The 632-nt window shown below is 64.1% G+C and carries 2 protein-coding genes; both read left to right on the forward strand.

Features of this window, described 5'->3' with window-relative positions:
* Positions 1 to 38: 38 nt before the first annotated feature.
* Complete coding sequence (locus tag B8W69_RS29545) at positions 39 to 266, forward strand: MbtH family protein (RefSeq protein ID WP_085293154.1); 228 nt, start codon at positions 39 to 41, stop codon at positions 264 to 266.
* Positions 250 to 632: condensation domain-containing protein (locus B8W69_RS29550; RefSeq protein WP_245843435.1), on the forward strand; the 383-nt coding region annotated here is incomplete at its 3' end. The genes B8W69_RS29545 and B8W69_RS29550, both read left to right, overlap by 17 nt.

Genomic DNA, 632 nt, shown 5'->3' on the forward strand with positions numbered 1-632 from the left:
ACTGTTCGACCCATGCCAAAGCGAAATTTGGAGGACTGGTGAGTACCAATCCGTTCGACGACGACAACGGCAGCTTTTTCGTCTTGATCAACGACGAAGAGCAGCACAGCCTGTGGCCGGCGTTCGCCGAGATTCCGGCCGGCTGGCAGATGGTTTACGGCGAGGCGGATCGCGCCGCGTGCCTGGAGTACATCGAGCAGAACTGGGCCGATATCCGTCCGAAGAGTCTGCGCGAGAGGCTGGCAGGCCGTGGTTCTGATCGTTGAACCGTGCGGGCGGCCGACGGAGCCTGACGGTCAGGCCTATCCGCTGACGCGCGGGCAGCTTGACATCTGGCTTGCGCAGGAAATGGGCCAACTCGGTACGGAGTGGCAGCTTGGCCTGTTCGTCAGGATCGAGGGCGCGGTAGACCGTGAGGCCCTCGAGTGGGCGATCCGCCGGGCGGTGCAGGAGGCCGAGGCATGCAGGGCAGCCTTCTTCGAGGTGGATGGCCAGGTTCTCCAGCGGCCGATCGACTACCCGGATGTGGAGCTGGCCTTCTACGACCTGAGCGGCTCGGACCATGCCGAGCAGGAAGCCCATGAACTAGCAGCCACGATCCAACGCACGCCGATGCCGTTCACCGGCCCGCT

The sequence above is a fragment of the Mycolicibacterium vulneris genome (genome assembly GCF_002104765.1).
Classification (GTDB): Bacteria; Actinomycetota; Actinomycetes; order Mycobacteriales; family Mycobacteriaceae; genus Mycobacterium; species Mycobacterium vulneris.